Source organism: Cytobacillus sp. FSL K6-0265 (assembly GCF_038003465.1).
Taxonomy (GTDB): Bacteria; Bacillota; Bacilli; order Bacillales; family Cytobacillaceae; genus Cytobacillus; species Cytobacillus stercorigallinarum.
Genome location: NZ_JBBOPE010000001.1, coordinates 833377 through 851159, shown reverse-complemented (window position 1 = coordinate 851159; position 17783 = coordinate 833377). Strand labels below are relative to the sequence as shown.

Annotated in this window: 19 protein-coding genes; 2 read left to right on the top strand and 17 right to left on the bottom strand. The window is 36.4% G+C overall.

Translation table 11 applies throughout. The features are described 5' to 3' along the window. Nucleotides 1–125 precede the first annotated feature (125 nt). From MHH73_RS04370 to MHH73_RS04320, 12 genes are all read right to left on the bottom strand, one after another. Nucleotides 126–1736 (bottom strand): glycerol-3-phosphate dehydrogenase/oxidase, encoded by a 1611-nt coding sequence (locus MHH73_RS04370; RefSeq protein WP_341064997.1) that lies wholly within the window; start codon nucleotides 1734–1736, stop codon nucleotides 126–128. 104 nt (nucleotides 1737–1840) lie between these two features. After that, nucleotides 1841–3331, bottom strand: coding sequence for a glycerol kinase GlpK (gene glpK, locus MHH73_RS04365; protein WP_191815464.1), 1491 nt, complete (start codon nucleotides 3329–3331; stop codon nucleotides 1841–1843). Between the two features lie 19 nt (nucleotides 3332–3350). Continuing rightward, nucleotides 3351–4061 (bottom strand): MIP/aquaporin family protein, encoded by a 711-nt coding sequence (locus MHH73_RS04360; RefSeq protein ID WP_191815467.1) that lies wholly within the window; start codon nucleotides 4059–4061, stop codon nucleotides 3351–3353. A 500-nt stretch (nucleotides 4062–4561) separates the two neighbouring features. Next, entirely contained in the window at nucleotides 4562–5104 is a 543-nt protein-coding gene (locus MHH73_RS04355; protein ID WP_404826103.1) for a glycerol-3-phosphate responsive antiterminator, read from the bottom strand. A gap of 273 nt (nucleotides 5105–5377) precedes the next feature. Then, nucleotides 5378–6031, bottom strand: coding sequence for a DUF975 family protein (locus tag MHH73_RS04350; RefSeq protein ID WP_191815471.1), 654 nt, complete (start codon nucleotides 6029–6031; stop codon nucleotides 5378–5380). Between the two features lie 97 nt (nucleotides 6032–6128). Beyond that, complete coding sequence (locus tag MHH73_RS04345) at nucleotides 6129–6509, bottom strand: hypothetical protein (protein ID WP_191815473.1); 381 nt, start codon at nucleotides 6507–6509, stop codon at nucleotides 6129–6131. Continuing rightward, a complete protein-coding gene (locus tag MHH73_RS22450) occupies nucleotides 6506–7000 on the bottom strand; it encodes a serine hydrolase domain-containing protein (RefSeq protein WP_191815475.1) in 495 nt (164 codons plus the stop codon). Before MHH73_RS22450 ends, MHH73_RS04345 begins: the two co-directional genes overlap by 4 nt. Next, the gene (locus tag MHH73_RS04340) at nucleotides 6979–7146 is read right to left on the bottom strand and encodes a hypothetical protein (protein ID WP_191815477.1); all 168 of its coding nucleotides are present in this window, start codon (nucleotides 7144–7146) and stop codon (nucleotides 6979–6981) included. The genes MHH73_RS22450 and MHH73_RS04340 overlap by 22 nt, the downstream gene beginning before the upstream one ends. 201 nt (nucleotides 7147–7347) lie before the next feature. Beyond that, complete coding sequence (locus tag MHH73_RS04335) at nucleotides 7348–7524, bottom strand: hypothetical protein (protein WP_191815479.1); 177 nt, start codon at nucleotides 7522–7524, stop codon at nucleotides 7348–7350. Between the two features lie 86 nt (nucleotides 7525–7610). Further along, entirely contained in the window at nucleotides 7611–8069 is a 459-nt protein-coding gene (locus MHH73_RS04330) for a YfmQ family protein (RefSeq protein ID WP_341064992.1), read from the bottom strand. Nucleotides 8070–8090: 21 nt separating this feature from the next. After that, complete coding sequence (locus tag MHH73_RS04325) at nucleotides 8091–8282, bottom strand: hypothetical protein (protein ID WP_341064990.1); 192 nt, start codon at nucleotides 8280–8282, stop codon at nucleotides 8091–8093. A gap of 103 nt (nucleotides 8283–8385) precedes the next feature. Then, the gene (locus tag MHH73_RS04320) at nucleotides 8386–9816 is read right to left on the bottom strand and encodes an aminotransferase-like domain-containing protein (protein WP_341064987.1); all 1431 of its coding nucleotides are present in this window, start codon (nucleotides 9814–9816) and stop codon (nucleotides 8386–8388) included. Between the two features lie 707 nt (nucleotides 9817–10523). Between MHH73_RS04320 and MHH73_RS04315 the strand changes: the two genes are divergently transcribed. Continuing rightward, nucleotides 10524–11444, top strand: a complete 921-nt coding sequence (locus MHH73_RS04315) for an MBL fold metallo-hydrolase (protein WP_341064985.1) — start codon at nucleotides 10524–10526, stop codon at nucleotides 11442–11444. Between the two features lie 290 nt (nucleotides 11445–11734). Here MHH73_RS04315 and MHH73_RS04310 read toward each other — a convergent pair whose 3' ends face one another. The 3 genes from MHH73_RS04310 to MHH73_RS04300 form a co-directional block, all read right to left on the bottom strand. Next, nucleotides 11735–11908, bottom strand: a complete 174-nt coding sequence (locus MHH73_RS04310) for a hypothetical protein (protein WP_341064982.1) — start codon at nucleotides 11906–11908, stop codon at nucleotides 11735–11737. A 47-nt stretch (nucleotides 11909–11955) separates the two neighbouring features. Beyond that, complete coding sequence (locus MHH73_RS04305) at nucleotides 11956–12375, bottom strand: DUF1801 domain-containing protein (RefSeq protein ID WP_341064980.1); 420 nt, start codon at nucleotides 12373–12375, stop codon at nucleotides 11956–11958. A gap of 588 nt (nucleotides 12376–12963) precedes the next feature. Continuing rightward, nucleotides 12964–13629: a YczE/YyaS/YitT family protein gene (locus MHH73_RS04300; protein WP_191815494.1), complete on the bottom strand. Its 666-nt coding sequence runs from the start codon at nucleotides 13627–13629 to the stop codon at nucleotides 12964–12966. Nucleotides 13630–13759: 130 nt separating this feature from the next. On the opposite strand from MHH73_RS04300, the gene MHH73_RS04295 reads away from it, so the two are divergent. Continuing rightward, on the top strand, nucleotides 13760–14644 hold the full coding sequence (locus MHH73_RS04295) for a LysR family transcriptional regulator (protein ID WP_191815496.1): 885 nt from the start codon (nucleotides 13760–13762) through the stop codon (nucleotides 14642–14644). A 200-nt stretch (nucleotides 14645–14844) separates the two neighbouring features. On the opposite strand, the gene MHH73_RS04290 is transcribed toward MHH73_RS04295, so the two are convergent. Further along, the gene (locus MHH73_RS04290) at nucleotides 14845–16116 is read right to left on the bottom strand and encodes a cytosine deaminase (RefSeq protein WP_341064975.1); all 1272 of its coding nucleotides are present in this window, start codon (nucleotides 16114–16116) and stop codon (nucleotides 14845–14847) included. Further along, on the bottom strand, nucleotides 16085–17362 hold the full coding sequence (codB, locus tag MHH73_RS04285; RefSeq protein WP_191815500.1) for a cytosine permease: 1278 nt from the start codon (nucleotides 17360–17362) through the stop codon (nucleotides 16085–16087). The genes MHH73_RS04290 and codB overlap by 32 nt, the downstream gene beginning before the upstream one ends. Nucleotides 17363–17783 lie beyond the last annotated feature (421 nt).

Sequence of the window (17783 nt, the reverse complement as noted above, 5' to 3'; positions counted from 1 at the left end):
AGCCCAGGGACTTTGAATCGAGTAAAACAGTTTGCATATACAAAGTCGGGAAAGCTCTTTAAGTTCTTTCCTAAAAAAGAAGCACGCACAGCTCTTTAATCCATACGTACTTCTACTAATTAGAATCATGCCTTATTCATTTCCTCTTGCAACTCTGCTCTCATTTTCTCAGTCATTTGTTCATCCCAAGCAAAATAATCACTCATAAATGTCACAACTGCTTCACTATATTTCATTGCCCATTGTTTATTAAACAGTATGGCGCTTGTGCGTCGCATAAAGTAATCGGTTGGGGTTTCAGTCATTTCTTCTTCAAGGCTATAGATTAATGTAGCATAGGCTTCAAGGGATAGATTGACTTTATCATGCTCGCCCTTAGCTTTTTTAGCGATTTCGAATACTTGTTTGACATTAGAGCCATAGCGTTCGACTATGCGCTTTGCTTCTTGTTCTGTAAAGCCGATTGCTTTACCATTCTTTATTTGTTCTTCCACGAAAGACTGATAGCCATTAGAACCACCTACTTCACCGCCTGATAAAATGATGTGATCTGTTTGACATGATTGGTTGTTTCCTAATCTCTCTGCGACAACATCAACTGTTTTCTCAGCCATTTTGCGGTAGCCTGTTAGTTTGCCACCTGCAATGGTGATGAGTCCAGTATCCGAATAGAATATTTCATCTTTACGTGAGATTTCGGATTCTTTTTTTCCTTCTTCGTAGATGAGTGGACGAACACCCGCCCAATGTGATTCGATCTGGTCTTTAGACAGTGATAATGTTGGGAAAACAAGTTCTACTGTTTTTAGTAGATAGTCTCGGTCTTCTTCTGTCATTTCTGGATTTACGAGGTCTCCCTCGTATTTAGTATCTGTTGTGCCTAAATATGTTTTCCCATTACGTGGAATGGCAAATACCATTCTTTTATCTGGTGTGTCAAAGTAAACAGCGTTTTGTAACGGAAAGTCTTGTTGGTCGAATACTAAGTGGACACCCTTTGTATGAAATAATTTCTTACCGCTTAGAGAGCCATCTTTTTTCCTTAGCCCATCTACCCAGATACCTGTAGCATTGACAACTTCTTTCGCATAAATAGGGAAAGCTTCGCCAGATAATACGTCGACTGCCTTCACACCAATGACTTTGCCATTTTCATAAATAAAGTCGTCTGCTTTGACATAGTTTGCTAAGGTTGCACCGAGTTCATCTGCTTTTTTAGCGACTTCAAGTGTAAGACGGGCATCATCCGTTTTATATTCTACATAGTAACCTGCACCTTTCAGGGTGTCTTTTACAAGTAATGGCTCTTTTTTCATTGCCTCTTCTTTAGATAGCATCTTCCGTCTTTCACTTTTCTTAACACCTGCAAGAAAGTCGTAAACTCTTAATCCAATACCAGTAGTAAACGGTCCAAATGTACCTCCTTTAATTAACGGAAGCAACATCCATTCAGGATTGGTAACATGGGGTGCATTTTCATAAACGATGGCTCTTTCTTTACCGACCTCTGCCACAACACCTATTTGCATTTGTTTTAAATAACGTAGCCCACCATGAACAAGTTTTGTCGAGCGACTACTTGTGCCAGCAGCAAAATCCTGCATATCAATTAGTCCTGTATCTAAGCCACGTGACTGGGCATCAAGAGCAATTCCAGCTCCAGTAATCCCACCTCCGAGTACAAGTAAATCAAATTTTTTGTTCTTCAGTTCGTTTAAGTTTGCGTTTCTATTCATCTTCTGTCCATCCTTCCTTGGATAAAAGAAAAGACCGCAAATAGCCCTTATGTACAGGGGTGATTTGCGGTCTCTCATTCTCCAACATTTTATATTAACTTGTTTTATTGAAAGGCGATTGTTGCTTTAATTGCTTTCTTCCAACCGTTATATAATTCATCACGCTTGTTTGATTCCATTTGGTTTTCAAAGGAATCTCCAATTTTCCAGTTATTGATAATTTCTTCTTTTGTCCAGAAATCAACAGCTAAGCCGGCTAAATACGCAGCTCCTAAAGCCGTTGTTTCATTAATTTCTGAGCGTTCAACAATAGTGTCTAGTATATCACTTTGGAATTGCATTAAGAAATTGTTTTTCACAGCGCCACCATCGACACGTAGTTTCTTCAGCTCAATACCTGAATCACTTTCCATTGCTGTTAACACATCTTTTGTTTGATACGCGAGGCTCTCTAATGTGGCACGAATAAAATGTTCCTTCGTCGTTCCACGCGTCATGCCAAAAGCAGCTCCTCGAATATCACTCTCCCAATATGGTGTCCCAAGTCCAACAAATGCAGGTACAAGATAAACACCATCAGTTGATTCGACGCGCGTTGCGTAGTCTTCACTTTCCGGGGCAGTCTTAATCATTCTCATACCATCTCTTAACCATTGAATAGCCGAGCCGGCAACAAAAATACTACCCTCTAATGCATATTCTACCTTACCATCCAGTCCCCATGCAATAGTTGTGAGTAAACCATTTTCTGATTGTACTGGATTTTCCCCTGTATTCATGAGCATAAAGCACCCTGTGCCGTACGTATTTTTTGCCATGCCTTTTTCAAAACACGCCTGGCCGAATAAAGCAGCTTGTTGGTCACCAGCAATACCGGAAATAGGAATCGTGATGTCGCCAAAAATCTCTTTCGCTGTTTCCACATACACTTCAGAACTTGATTTCACCTCAGGCAGCATAGACTTAGGTACTGTAAGAATATCCAATAATTCGTCATCCCACCTTAAGTCATAAATATTATACATTAATGTTCTTGATGCATTCGTATAATCTGTCACATGTGCTTGACCGTTAGATAACTTCCAAATAATCCATGTATCAATCGTTCCGAAAAGCAATTCGCCATTTTCTGCTTTCTCACGTGCTCCTTCAACATTGTCTAATATCCACTTTACTTTTGTACCTGAAAAGTATGCATCAATTAATAAGCCCGTTTTCGAACGAAAAGTATCATTTAACCCTTTTTCCTTTAATTCGTTACAGATTTCACTCGTCTGTCTAGATTGCCAAACAATCGCATGATAAATTGGCAATCCCGTATTTTTATCCCAGACGACAGTGGTTTCCCGTTGATTAGTGATGCCAATAGAGGCAATCTCGCTCCCCTGTACATTGTTTTCACTAATCACACCAGCCATCACAGATAGGATGGACGCATATATTTCCATCGCATCATGTTCAACCCAGCCTGGCTTTGGAAAATGCTGTTTAAACTCGCGTTGATATTCACCAACAATATGACCTTCTTTATTAAAAAGTATCGCTCTTGAACTTGTTGTTCCTTGATCTAGTGATAAGATATATTTTTTTGTCATTTCGGCATCCCCCTATTTTTTAGAATAAAGATTGAAATACGAATGTGGCAAGAACAGCCCCCACTAATGGACCTACAACTGGAATCCAAGCATAGCCCCAGTCTGAAGATCCTTTACCTGGGATCGGTAGTAAGGCATGGGCAAGACGCGGGCCTAAATCACGAGCTGGGTTTATCGCATAACCTGTTGTTCCGCCGAGACTCATACCAATTGCGGCAATAAAGAATCCAACAATGAGAGGATTTAGTCCCTCAGCAAATGAATTTAACCCAATGGCATTCAAACCAAAGACTAAAATAAATGTCCCGAGTACTTCACTGATAAAGTTAAATGGCGTATTTTTAATCGCTGGGCTTGTTGAGAAAACGCCAAGTTTCGTGCCTTGATCACTTGTAGCTTTCCAGTGTGGATAAAAGTATAGAATAACAAACGCTGCACCAATAAATGCCCCAATCATTTGAGCTGATACATAATAAGCAACAGCACCCCACTCAATACTACCGGCTAAAGCGGCCGCCAGTGTCACCGCTGGATTGAGATGACCACCCGCACCAAAGAAATCTGAAACGTAGACACCAAACGCGACGGCAAATCCCCATGCAAATGAAGTGACAATCCAGCCACCACCATTAGCAAATGTCTTGTTTAAATTCAAATTTGCCCCAGCACCCACACCGAATACGACTAATATGAAAGTGCCAATTAGCTCTCCTATAAAAATATCAGACATTTAGTAATCCTCCTAATCATTTAATAGACTATCAAACTACTTTTTTTACATTAGCCTTTCAAGAGAAAACAAAAAGAGGCATGCGAAAGAAAATAACGACCAAACGTTATTTCGCATGCCTCTCTATATCTCCGACAAAATAAATTAACTTGTACGAACAATATTATAATAAAATGAAAACGATTGCAAATAAATAATTAAATTTTTTAGAAGAATAAGATAAGAGACATGTAAAGAAAAATCACCAGACCGAGCAGTTAGTAGCAACAAGTAAGATCGTTTTACCACTTTTCACAGCCTTTGAATCGATGTGGGAACACTACAAAAAGTATCAGAAAAGATGAGATACAGTGTGTAGAGAAATAAATTTGACTAAAAGATGAGAACCCTTTCAAGTCATTATATTTCTTCAGCGAATAGAAAATGCAACTTTTTTGAGACAATAAAAAAAGCCATCTTTTTCTACCAACCTGTTGCAAGTAGAAAAAGATCGCAGTTAATTATAGTTCCCATAAATCTCTGTTAGATGTTGAAACAGAAATAGCACCGGACTTAAGGGCTGATTCAATCTCTGATTTCTCCCTCACCAAGCCACCAGCAATTATTTTTATATCCGTTTTCTTATGAACTTCACGAATGATTTCAGGAATAATACCGGGCAATACTTCAATATAATCAGGCTTCGTATTCTTCAATAACTCTAGTCCATTCTCTAACGCGAGGGTATCAATCGAGAAAAGCCTTTGAATGGCTAGCACCCCTTTTTTCTTAGCTGTAATAATCGCTTGTCTTTTTGTTGAAATAATCCCAGCTGGTTTTATTTCTTGGCAAACGAATAAAGTGCCACTTTCATCATTTTTTAATCCATCAATCATATCCATATGAATAAGGATTTTTTTATTATGCTTTTTAGCTGTTGCTACAACACTTTTTATTTGCGTAATGTGAGAATCCAGTAAAATCATATACTCATATTGTGATGAAATGACTTTCTCGAAATCCTTCATATTACGAATAGCTGGTAGGATTGATTGTTTGATCACTAAGATCAACTCCTTCTTCATTGCTCATGTCTATCCATTAATAATAGAAACAGGTAAAAGAAGCCATTATACTAAATACCTGTCTTAATTGTTCATCATTGGCTTCATTCATTATAAAGCATCTTCTGCACAAAAAAAAGAAAGCTAGATACTTGCTGTATCCAGATTAAAAGTGTTCCCTACTGATATAAGAAGAAAACCTCATGTATATATAGTAAATTAGATAAAAGTTAAAAAGACCAACATCTTTATGAGATGATGGTCTTCTACAAATTATATAATTGCTTCTTTCACAGCAACTTCTCGATCTCTTAAATCTTCATAAAAGTGTGCATGCGCTGTTAAAAAGTATGGGCCGAGCCAAAGATATCCAATTCCAAGCGTTAAGATACATAGAAAAGCCCAACCGATGAAGCTTAAATTCAAACAAAAATATCTCCACTTATGACCTTTCATCATTTTTCGACTTTCAGTTATCGCTTTGTTCACAGATAATTCTGGGCGATCGCGTAAGATGTACATCGCTTGGGAATAGGAAAACGATTTAATGATGCCTGGGATAATCAATAATAAGGACCATAAGAAAGTATAAATGCTTTGTAAAATCATTAACCCCAACGCTCTTAAGAAACTCATATACTTAAAGCCTGTGAATAATTCCTCCACTGGAAGCTTAGAGCCTCTGATTAATGTAATGTACGACAATGCAAGACTTACACCAAATGGAATTAAGATTAAACTAATCGCAATACTGATTAAATTATATCCTGTAGCATACTCCCATTCAGGATAAGGAATTAATAGTATTCCCATAATAAATTGGGGGATGAACGTAATCAGAAAATATAAGAATGAGAGCAATACACCCTTACCCCAGTTGTCTCGCAATGATGCGAGAGAAAGTTGTTTAATTTGTTTACTTTTCATCTCGTTTCTCTCCTTTCACAACCAATATATTGTAACATATGAAAAATATACCATCAATTTATTTTTTGTATTTTGGGTGCGTTCTTTATTAATCCTCTTACTTTTTCTCTATAAATGCCCGATAAATTTCACCGATGAGCCCATCCCTTTGATGAACGCCAAGCTCAGTATTCGTCAAAATTATGATCCCTTCCTTCTTTTTCGGGTATAGAGCAAGCAAACTTTGAAAGCCTATTCCCCAACCAAGGGAACTCAATTCAAATCCATTGGATGTACTTCCTAAAAAGCAGCCAAGTCCTAACCATTTACACTCACCCTGTGATGTAAACATTTCATTTATAGTTAGGGGTGAAAGGCCGAGCTTACTATCCCCTACGATTGCATCCATGAGTTCAATCACCAGCATACTAATGTCTTGAGATGTTGACCATAACCCTGAAGCAGCTGGATAAGGATCATGCGGGTATTTCTCTTTCACTGTTGCTCCGTTCCTATCATGTCCTTGAGAAATATTTTTCGCATAAGTAATCTCATAGTACTACACGTCATACCCAGTGGCTGCAATATCTTCTCTTCCATTAATATCGGGAAAGATTTACCTGTGACTCCCTCTATTAACTTCTCTATCAAACAAAAATGAGCATCTGCATAATGAAATCTCCCCACCTGATTCTCTTGTCTGATAATAGGCTCTCGACAATATTCAGTTTTCCCAAGAAAAAGTTGTTCTACTGTAGGGTAACCCCAACGTTTTTGATAGGGTAAAAAACTATTTGGCGGATCAATGATACCTGATTGGTGACTTAATAATTGTCTAAGGGTGAGGCTGGGTGAGAGTGTATTAGAGGGTATTGTCCATCTTGTAAGCAATTCATTTACTGGTGTATCTAGTTGGAGGTGCTGTTCATCTATTAGTTTGCAAGTTAAGACTGTAGTGAGCAATTTACTTATAGAGCAGACATTAAACATCGTATTTCCATAACAGGAAGTTGGTCTTGTTTATTACGCACTCTATATTGTTCACTTTGAAAGATCTTCTTATTTTTAATCGTTGTTATTGTTAATCCTTGTATGTGTAACGCCTTCATTCTTTCTTCTATATTTAATATTGTCACTATCTATCACTCCTTTTTTTAAAAGGTAATACAACATATATTCTGTTCAATAAGAAAAAATCCCGCTAAATAAAAATGGGACCTCTTTTCAATATCGTTACTTCTTCTGTTTGCTGATGTTCACTAATGAAATAATGAAGAATCTCAGCATTTAAAAAAGGCTTCTCAAAATAATGTGAGAAACCTTGTGTTAACATCTATTTAGTTACTACTATAATCATGTTTGTTCTTCGATGATGAACTCGATTGATTTTTTTGTTTCTTGCCTACTTTTTCCTCTTTTACTTCTAGTTCAATATCTTCAAGTGGTAATGGATCAACATGAGGATCTTGTTCTATTTTTTTCTTTTGTTCTTTTTTAACAGATTCTCTACTCATCTTTATAGCCACCTTCCTTATTACTTTTCCATTTACCCTTTATGGAAAAAATAAAACAAGGATTATGACAACAAAAATTATTCCCTTTATTGTATTTTACTATTTAAGTATAATCGGTTTTCTTCATACTCAGTATACAACTTTTCATTATCCAAATGATAGGCAATTACTTTCTTCTTCGTTTGTTTAACAACAGTTATATGTTTTTCTTCAATATAAAGGTATAATTGTATCTTTTTCTTTCCTTTACTATAACAAATATGATAGGGTACTGTATTTTGATTTTGTGGCATAAATAAGTGTTCGTTGCCAGGATAAATATGAATTCTCTTCAAAAAACTCGCTTCATTATACATAGCAACTATTTTCTCCTTAAACTCTCCCTCTATCAGATGGTTATCATATTCTAATGTAATCTCTTTTTCATTTATTTCTTGATGGATAGCATATTTTTTTAATACCCATGCAACAGCCGCGCTTGGTGGGCTAGTAATCATCTTGATTAAAATACCTAGTATTAATACAAAACCCATTGTCCATGTCATGCCTTGGTCCTCCTAAAACTTTTAGTCATAAGCAATATATATAGCTAAAGCAATGATGGACAAAGCAATCACCACTATATAAATCATTGTTAAGTTTCGATTATTTTTTCGTGAAGATGATTGATAATTATCGTCACTCCTATTCGTAATCAATAGGGTAGCAATAATTGCAATCAATAGGATGCATATAATTACGCCGTATAATATGATCATGTTTTATGCTCCTTTTTGTTTATTTCGCTTTCTCCTTTATCTTAATTGAAAAGAGCATATTAATGACCATCCAATTCATCTGTTTTTTTACCATCCACTTCATTTAAGTAAGTGCCAATGCGGCACTAAAACGTTGGATACCCGTTCTTATTTGTGCTTCATTCGCTCGTCCAAAGGTAAACCGAACAAATAACTTCTTTGATCCCATCATCATTCCAGGAAAATAAATCACGCCTTGCTTAATGGCATTCTCTAACAACTTTATTTCATCAACGTCTCTTTTTATTTCACACCAAATATGAATCCCACCTTGAGGGATAGTAAAAGCCACTTGATCTCCTAAATATCTCTTTAAACTAGCAACCACTTCGTTTCTTCTTTGCACTAGTTCTGTTTTGATCCAATCTAAATGGATTGGGAAATGCTTTGACTCCAAAAAATCATTAGCAATCCATTGTGTATAGCTAGCATGACCAAAATCAATCTGCTGCTTTGCATCCGATAATCTTTCTATTACCGAGTTCGGCCCGATAATCCAGCCAATCCTTAAACCAGAAGCCACTAGTTTTGATAACGAACTGATGTACAATACATTTCCGTTTTGATCCATCGATTTCAATGTAGAGACATCATTGTTATTAAAAGCGATTAAGCTGTATGGATCATCTTCAATCACTGGGATGCCATACTCAGATGAAATATCCAAAATCTCTTGCAATTGCTCTTTCCTAAGCAGCCTCCCTGTTGGATTTTGAAATGCTGGATTTAAAAATATCATACTAATTCGGTGTTTTTTATGTAATGAAAGAAGCTCGGCAGAAAGAGCCTTATTGCTTAGTGCTGATAGGGTATAGACTTGAATGCCTGCTGATTTAAAAATGGGCAAGTTGTAATGATAAGAAGGATCTTCAATCACAACAGCATCACCAGGTTTTAATAAGCATTGCACAACAAGATGCAGGGCTTGTTGTGCTCCAGAAGTAACAAGGATAGAGGCTGGTGTTGTTTGAATATTTCTGTATTCTCTCACATGTTTCGTAATAATGTATCTTAATGCTTCACTACCTTGAGGATGGTCGTAACCTAGTCTACCAATAAACGATTGCGTTTGGGTAATTTCTCTTAAAATATCGGTTGGATATAAATCTTCTGACAACTCACCACTCGCCATATTGATAAGTTTTCTTTTTTCCATTTCCTTTCGAATTTTTTGCGTAATCGGCAAATTAGGTAAGAACGAACCCGCTTCAATATATCTGTTCCAACTTGGCATACGCTTTTTTGTCATGCCCCAAATATCTTTACTTATGACTGTACCACTACCGATTCTTCGTTCAATCAACCCTTTTGATTCCAGTTCATCATAAGCAGCAACAATCGTACTTCTATTTACTTGAAAAGTTTTAGCTAACTGTCTTTCCGATGGTAGATTTTTATCAGCAGGAAAAGTACCATTAGAGATTCCATTCTCTATTTCATCAGCAATTTGTTTATAAAGCGGCTTCTTCAATTTACGGTTGATTTTGTCATTCATTATATACATTCCCTTTTAGTTAATACTTATAGTGTAACCAACTTATTTAATATTGGAATAGTACTTTGTTTTTTGAGTGATAGGAATAACATAGAACATTCTCTACTCTAATTTAGCACAGAAAAAAGAACGAAGTTAAAAGACCATACACTAGTATCCTCTACAGCTTCCTATCCGTTTCTCTTTTCACTTTTTTAATTCCTTCCGTCCCAACAACACAACCAATAAGTGCAAGTATCATACTAGTCGAAATAGCTTTAATCACATAATAAAACGCTGTGCCAGTCACACAGTCTAAAATAATGAAACGTTTAATCGTTGATGCTTTTATCGAATAAAATACGACTTGATTTACTTGTACTCTTTTCAGCGCGGCTCACGCACCTTTCACTTAGACATACTAAAAGTTACGTAAGGAGATTTTGTCCTATGCTTACTAAAAGAAATACAATATATACATCACTCCTACGCCAAGAGTTGCATTCATAAGCTTCATCTATTCCATCGAATACACAAGACCCTTATAAAAATCCACTGGGAGCTGTTTTTGATCAGAATTTCATTTTGTGCCTCTACACAACTTTAAGTTTCTTTCATGAGTTTAAAATAATGGGGTTCAATTAATACAAAAACTTTAATATCAAAAAATAGACAGATATAATGATTGCTAACACATGTTTTAAAGGGAAATGAGTTGGAGGGATAGAATGACAGGCAAAAAACGTTTTTTCAATCTAGATAATATAGAAAACACAAAATCATTCAATGATTTTCGTCGCTGGCAAAAAGAACGAAGACAAAATAAAAAAGATCTTTCTATTCAAATCGAACAATCGCCAACAAAAGAAATTGTACAATTAAATAAAAATAGAAAAGATGCTTCGATTAAATGGATTGGTCATTCTACTTTTTTCATTCAAATAGATGGATTAAATATCGTAACTGATCCTGTCTGGGCAAACCGTATGGGTCTCGGGAAACGATTAACAGCACCCGGTATTTCTATAACTGATTTACCAGACATCGATATTGTCTTAATCTCTCACGGCCATTTTGATCATTTAGATTTTCCCTCCATCAAAAAACTAAAAGGGGACCCCACGTTCTATGTACCAATTGGTTTAGGAAAAATTTTTAACAAACGGGGATACCATAATATATTTGAAGCGAACTGGTATGATTCTTTTAAACTAAATTCGTTGTCCCTTTCTTTTGTACCCGCTCAACATTGGACGAAAAGAACGCTAACAGATACGAATACCTCTCATTGGGGTGGTTGGGTAATAGAAAATGAGCCACACTCTATTTATTTTGTCGGTGATACAGGTTATTTTCGTGGATTTAAAGAGATTGCCGAAAAGTTTAATATCGAAACCGTATTAATGCCGATTGGCGCCTATGAACCAGAATGGTTTATGAAAGTCAGTCACATTAACCCAGAAGATGCAGTGAAAGCATATATAGAATTAAATGGCACTACCTTTATCCCTATGCATTATGGTACTTATCATTTAGCAGACGATACCGGACCAGAAGCTATTGCTAGACTGGATGCTGAATGGGACAAGCAACAATTAGATCCAAATCAACTAAAAAAATTACTCATTGGCGAAACATTTTGGTTGTAACTGATGGGCAGAAAAAGACATGGACAAGGCGAACTAGGAAAGAGATGATTCATCATGACTTCCCTAGTTTTTCCTTTGAGAAGAATTGATACTTTATTTTTCTGTAACACCAAGTTATAAAAGCTGAGGCAGATTGTTTGGTAACATCGCTACATGAAGATTCATATCTTTTAGTAGCCAATCCAAGTATAAACAGCTTGTAGTTCGTCCCCATCTCCTCTTTCATTTTCTTCAACTCCACCGATTCAAATCCCCCCTTAAAGGGGATGCCTTTTTTTATAAAGAAATCATTATCTTCCTTTCCTTATCCATTTAATCGTTCTTATTAGATTAGCAAGAAAATAGGCGAACAATCCTGATATAATCAAAAGCCAAATACTCAAATTGATATTAAAAAAGTAGAGTAATAACCAGATACATAAAATAGCTGCCATATCCCAACCGTTCGTTTTGATTCTGTTCATTTTCCCTCCTATGGCGCTAAGAATAAAAAACCTATTAAACAGTGACTTTAAACAGGGTATTTCTTTTGTAAATAGTTCATTGAACTATTGATAAGTTGTGACAATGTCGCCTGATTAATGTCAGCAACTTTATTAATGAATACACATGACTTCCCAGTAGTATACTTCCCTAAATCATTTAATAACCTTTCACGATTAGGATCATCAGCTGCTAAGTAAATACTTATTTTGGCTTTTCGCGGGGAAAAGCTCACTAATGGAGCCTCTCCGGAATGCCCTGATTCATATTGATAATGATATTTGCCAAATCCAATGATACTCGTTCCCCACATCTTAGCTTGGCAATTTGTTGATGCAGTGAATAAATCTAATAACTGATACGCATCCTCTCGTTTCTTCAAAGAATCAACACTTTCTATAAACTTCATGACATCCTCATCTGTCTCTTTTGTTTTAAGTTGATACACGGTTTCATCCTCCTATGCACTTTTTTACTTATTGAAGATATGATGTTAGAAATCATTAACCCGTTTTAACCTTTTTTTAAAAACAGTTTTCAGGTGCTTTCTTTATTGTAACAACAACTTCTCTGAATAGTATAACCAATTCAACATAAAAGCTAGAACTACGCGTTTTTAAAAAAAGACGAACAAACCCTAATTGATAGAATTTGTTCGTCTTGTCATTTCTTTCAGACTTTTTTATTTCAATATTACTTTTTTAAAAAAATCCATCATTTGATAGGGAAGCACCCATTGATAAACCGATGGGGCCAGGCCCAATAGTACTCGGTATTAATTAGGCTGCCCATAAAATTGTCAACGCAGAATTTACGATTATTACCTGATAGAAAAGCACTATTTCGTGCCATCTACAACAGCAGTAATTGTTGCCTTAAAAGGAGCCCATAAAGAAGAAGGAGAATAAAAATGCAAACGGTTATATTGCCCGTTTGCACTTTAACTATAAACAACAATATAACTTTCTTAACTAATAAATAACCAGCAGGGCATCCCCTCCCTTACTGGTTATGATGAAATGTTTTATATAACCCCTTAGTTAACCTTACTTAATTCCTCTTGTGGTTCTGCCCATAACCATTCTTTTAACGGTACTTCACATAATTTTGTCATCCAACCAAGAATCTTACCAATAAAGAAAGCCGCTATAACTGTACCAACCCCGATAGCTCCTAGTGAATGAACAAAGATGAGACAAACCGCACCAGCGACACAGACATTCAATAAATCGCTTGTAATTTTCGCCTTACTAAAAATCATCTTAAAACGCGCACTGATCGCATATGTTAAGGCATCATAAGGCATAAGTGGTAACTTAGCATTAAAATATCCTAACAGACCTACTGCCACAACAAATAAACTGATTATCAGAAAGATAATTTTCATCCCCATTGTTTGTGGTGCTGGAAAAAGTTGTACTAAAAGCAACGTTAAATCCATAAATCCACCGAATAAGAACGAAATAATCAGTTGACCAACAACCTCTTTAACGATAAATGATTTAGTCAAAATGCTTCCAACAATAATGAATAAAATATTCGCAGCGACAGTCATTATACCGATTGTCACACCAGTACTTAAACTTAACGCATAAGGTAATGATGATACTGGTGAAACCCCTAAATCTGCTTGAATAGAAAAACTAACGCCTAGCGATAAAAAAAATAAGCCTAGTACATAAAGAACTAGTCGTTTAGCCATAATTTGTTTCACCCGATTCTAAATTGTTCAATGTTTCACTTACTCATTTTATCATCGAAACAAATATATAAAAAATATATATATGATAAACTAGTTATATTAAATTACATATGACTAGGAGGTTAAAATAATGGATATTAGACAGCTTCAATATTATAAAACCATCGTCGAACAAGGTAGTATTTCTAAAGCAGCAAAAGTCCTACATATGGCGCAACCGCCTTTGAGCCAAGTTTTAAAGAAGCTAGAAACCGACTTAGGGTCTACCTTAATTCATCGTTACCGGGAAAAATGGGAGTTAACAGAGACAGGAAACATCTTGTACAAATATGCAACACAAATGTTAATGGAAATGCACGTAGTAGAAGAACAAATACAAGAAATCGAACGAGGAGATGCAGGAACTGTCCGAATCGGGGTATCTTCTTCTTGTTCAAATCTGCTTCTTGATTATATCAGCTTGTATCGGGAAGAATTTCCCTATGTCAAAATCAGTATTCTAAACGGAAATACCGAAGAATTATTGAAAAGACTCGACCAAAGAGAAATCGATATGGCCTTTCTATTAAGACCAACGAATAATGAACAATACGAAATAAAAAGTTTGAACAAACAATCTTGTGTAGCGATTATACCAAGTGAATGGGCAGATCAACTGTCTCCTAACAGTACGACTTTTGAAGAAATTGCTTCCTTTCCTTTCATCTTATTAGGAGCACTAGAAGGTTTGACATTCACGGAAAATATTCTTAAGTCCTTTGAAGAAAGAAATTTAACTCCAAATATCATTATTGAATGTAAAGATGTGATGATGGCCATCCAACTTGTTAGTAAAGGCCTTGGAATATCAATAATTCCGCAAATGGACAATTCTCCACAGCTGTTTGAAAATATCGAAGTTCGAGCAATACAATCTTATGAATATCAGATGGAACCCGTGTTTTTGCGCCTTAAAGAAAAGCAAATGTCCAAAGCATCTTGGCACTTTTGGAAAATGATTGGCGGCAAAAGTTAAAGCACAATCTAATCACCCGCTCTCCATTTGAGATGGTGTATGGTCTTAGTAGACTATAATGGAAGGGCATGCATCTTCTTTTTAAAATCGAAAAACTTGATGCATACGCCTTCCTAAAACCAATCTGCTTCCTAAGTAAGCTTTCTTCAAAAATCCGATAGAAAAAACCACAGATTCCTCCGTGGTCATTATCGCGAAATTCACTTTTTAAAATCAATCTGCTCAACATGATCGCCAAATGTAATATTAGTTACTTTTGGCTTCGTTTCAGCTATCACTTTCCCTTCGCGAATAGAATAAAGGACTGTCGCTTGTTTCCTAACGGCCTCATATTCATTTTCTGCCTCAAGGATAATTAAATTCGCCGGTTTGCCTTCCTCAATACCATATTCATCCTCGATTTGTAATGTCTTTGCACTATTTTTCGTAATCAAATCGATTGAATGGACAATTTGTTCATAACCTAGCAACTGTAAAGCGTGAATACCCATATGAAGTACTTGTAACATATTGCCTGTTCCAAGGGGATACCAAGGATCAAAAATATCATCATGGCCGAAGCAAATATTTAGGCCTGCTTCTTGGATTTCTTTTACCCTAGTCAATCCTCTTCTTTTTGGATACGTGTCAAATCTCCCTTGTAAATGAATGTTGACTAATGGGTTTGAAACAAAATTAATGTTAGACATCTTCAGTAAGCGGAACAGCTTATATGTGTAAGCATCGTTATAAGAGCCCATCGCTGTCGTATGACTGGCTGTTGTTCTTGTTCCCAGCCCTCGCTCGTACGCCTCTTTAGCAACAACTTCAACAAAACGTGACTGCTCATCATCTATTTCATCACAATGGATATCTATTAAACGATTGTATTTTTCGGCAAGGTCAAAAGCAATCTTCATCGACTCTACGCCATATTCTCTTGTAAATTCAAAGTGTGGAATGCCACCAACGACATCGACACCCATTTTCAATGCTTCTTCCATCAGCTCTGCCCCACTTGGGTAAGATAAAATCCCTTCTTGTGGGAAAGCGACAAGCTGGATATTAACATAGTCTTTCATTTCTTCTTTTACTTCCAATAAGGCTTTAACAGCTGTTAAGGTTGTATCAGTTGTATCCACATGTGTGCGAACATGCTGAATCCCTTGGGCAATTTGCCATTTTAATGCTTGCTTTGCTCTTTTTTTAACATCTTCAGGAGTTAAGAATGCCTTCCGCTCTGACCATCTTTGGATTCCCTCAAATAAAGTACCACTTCTATTCCATTCTGGCTCACCTGCGGTTAAAGTTGTATCCAGATGAATATGAGGTTCAATAAATGGAGGTAAAGTGAGCGCCCCATCAACATCAATTACTTGTTCTCCAGCTGGAACTTCAATTGATTGTTGTGTAATCTCGTGAAAAACACCATCTTTGATAATTAATTGCCATAGCCCTTCTTTACCCCGTAATTTCGCGTTCTGTATGATCATTTGTGGTCATCCCCTTAGATTTTGATATTTTTGCTACAATGAAAGTTAATATGATATAAATGATTGCTGTGCCAAACAATGCATTAAGAGGTGTAATGCCCGGCATAATTTGGGCAAAAGTAACCCCTAGTGCCCACGCTCCCATGGCCACCCAATTAATGACTTTAAATTTCACTTGCTCAAATCCTTCATAGTTTCTACGTTTAATGAAGAAGTAATCTGCTATAATAATCGCACCGATAGACGGTACGGCAGCACTTAGGATATTTAAGAAACCAACGAAGTTATTGTACATCCACATAGCAAAGATTGTACCAATCAAACCATTTACTACAACAAATACTTTCTTGGAAATCTTCGTAATATTGGCAAAACCAAGCCCTGATGCATATAAGGCGTTATCATTCGTTGTCCAGATATTAAGTCCTAATACGAGTACAGCCGGAATCATCAATCCCTGTAAAAACATGACTTCAGATATATCGGCTAAACCATATGCCATCGCACCGACTGCGCCAAATAAAAACATAAGTGAATTCCCTAAGAAAAAGGCGATTACTGTTGCTGTTACGGCTTGCTTGGAAGTCCTAGCAAACCTCGCAAAGTCAGGTGTCAATGTTCCGCCGCTTATAAATGACCCTATGCAGATGGACAATGCTGCTGCAACTGACATCGTTTGCGCAGGTGTGTAATCCATTAATCCTTCTAAGCCACCAAAAGCTGAAATTCCTTCTATAACTGAATAACCACCCAAGAGTGTGATTGCTGGTACGGCAATAAACCCTAAAATAACCAATGACTTCATGCCGTAGAGTGAAGTGATTGTCATCGCAATACCGAAACCAAAAATAAGTGCATACACATTCCAATCTAGCGCGGTTGCTACAGGAACAGCAAACATAGCCACACCAACACCAAACCAACCAACTTGTGTAAATCCTAGTAAAAAGGAAGGCAAATACGATCCTTTCTCACCGAAAGCATATTTAGCTAAAAGATGTGTTGACAATCCTGTCTTGGCAGCAATATGTGCAAGCGCACCTGTATATATGCCTAAAAGTAAATTTCCCAAGAGTACGATGACAATAAACTCACTAAAGCTCAGACCTATACCAAGCTCTCCTCCTGCTAACATGCTTGCTGAGAAAAACGTGAACCCTAACATAACGGATAATGTCTTCCAGAAATTATTTCTCTGCGATTTTGGCACCGCTTGCCACGAAAACTCTTGATCGATTTTACTCATTTGTAAATCCCTCCATCAGTTTTCTGATACCAAAAAGCAGAAAAAAAGAGACTAATCATCAGTAAGATCTGACAATTAGCCTCTAGTTTCATTATCTGTAAATGATTAGATATAGTATTTCTCTCTGGAAAATACTATATCACTACAGAAATAATGATATCCGCTGCCCTTGCCAGCCTCTCTGGACTGAATTAAAGGTACCAGTATTTAATTGAGTTTATTATTGCAGATAAAAAAGCGGTCGTCAATAGCTTTATACAGATTATTATTTTACAAGAATATTCCATTTCTACTATCTACTATTTAAGTGATTTAATGATATTTTCATTGAAATTTCATTCGTTAAGACTTTATTTCTAACTTGAGCTATTTCTTTAGTTATTCGATTAAATCCAATTAAGTACATAAAAAATTCACAGAT

Coding starts and splice junctions, on each gene's coding strand:
- MHH73_RS04370 (WP_341064997.1), bottom strand. CDS start 1,736: ATGAATAGAAACGCAAACTTAAACGAACTGAAGAACAAAAAATTTGAT.
- glpK (WP_191815464.1), bottom strand. CDS start 3,331: ATGACAAAAAAATATATCTTATCACTAGATCAAGGAACAACAAGTTCA.
- MHH73_RS04360 (WP_191815467.1), bottom strand. CDS start 4,061: ATGTCTGATATTTTTATAGGAGAGCTAATTGGCACTTTCATATTAGTC.
- MHH73_RS04350 (WP_191815471.1), bottom strand. CDS start 6,031: ATGAAAAGTAAACAAATTAAACAACTTTCTCTCGCATCATTGCGAGAC.
- MHH73_RS22450 (WP_191815475.1), bottom strand. CDS start 7,000: ATGTTTAATGTCTGCTCTATAAGTAAATTGCTCACTACAGTCTTAACT.
- MHH73_RS04335 (WP_191815479.1), bottom strand. CDS start 7,524: ATGAGTAGAGAATCTGTTAAAAAAGAACAAAAGAAAAAAATAGAACAA.
- MHH73_RS04330 (WP_341064992.1), bottom strand. CDS start 8,069: ATGACATGGACAATGGGTTTTGTATTAATACTAGGTATTTTAATCAAG.
- MHH73_RS04325 (WP_341064990.1), bottom strand. CDS start 8,282: ATGATCATATTATACGGCGTAATTATATGCATCCTATTGATTGCAATT.
- MHH73_RS04320 (WP_341064987.1), bottom strand. CDS start 9,816: ATGAATGACAAAATCAACCGTAAATTGAAGAAGCCGCTTTATAAACAA.
- MHH73_RS04315 (WP_341064985.1), top strand. CDS start 10,524: ATGACAGGCAAAAAACGTTTTTTCAATCTAGATAATATAGAAAACACA.
- MHH73_RS04310 (WP_341064982.1), bottom strand. CDS start 11,908: ATGAACAGAATCAAAACGAACGGTTGGGATATGGCAGCTATTTTATGT.
- MHH73_RS04300 (WP_191815494.1), bottom strand. CDS start 13,629: ATGGCTAAACGACTAGTTCTTTATGTACTAGGCTTATTTTTTTTATCG.
- MHH73_RS04295 (WP_191815496.1), top strand. CDS start 13,760: ATGGATATTAGACAGCTTCAATATTATAAAACCATCGTCGAACAAGGT.
- MHH73_RS04290 (WP_341064975.1), bottom strand. CDS start 16,116: ATGATCATACAGAACGCGAAATTACGGGGTAAAGAAGGGCTATGGCAA.
- codB (WP_191815500.1), bottom strand. CDS start 17,362: ATGAGTAAAATCGATCAAGAGTTTTCGTGGCAAGCGGTGCCAAAATCG.